Annotated in this window: 1 pseudogene; it reads left to right on the top strand. The window is 61.4% G+C overall.

The annotated features are described in order from the left end of the window. Positions 1–303, top strand: a pseudogene (locus tag R5H29_RS19195) (protein translocase subunit SecF); the annotation flags it as partial.

Below are 303 nucleotides of genomic sequence, written 5' to 3'. Positions count from 1 at the left end.
CATCGGCTTCCTGGTGCTGACCCATATCGAGTTCGATCTGGTGATGGTAGCCGCCATTCTGACCATCATCGGCTACTCCACCAACGACAAGGTGGTGGTCTACGATCGCGTTCGCGAAAATCTCCGCAAATACAAAACCATGCCGCTGCGCGACCTGATCGACCTGTCGATCAACGAGACGCTCAACCGCACGCTCGGCACCTCCTCCACCGTGTTCCTGGCCAGCCTGCCGCTGGCGCTGTTCGGCGGCACCACCCTCTCCGGCTTCGCCTGGGCGATGCTGTTCGGCATCGGCATCGGCAC

Origin of the sequence: Stenotrophomonas sp. A3_2, assembly GCF_036624925.1 — a bacterium.
In the GTDB taxonomy this organism is placed as follows: Bacteria; Pseudomonadota; Gammaproteobacteria; order Xanthomonadales; family Xanthomonadaceae; genus Stenotrophomonas; species Stenotrophomonas hibiscicola.
The sequence above is the reverse complement of the archived record's forward strand: the minus strand, read 5'-3'. Positions and strand labels throughout refer to the sequence as shown.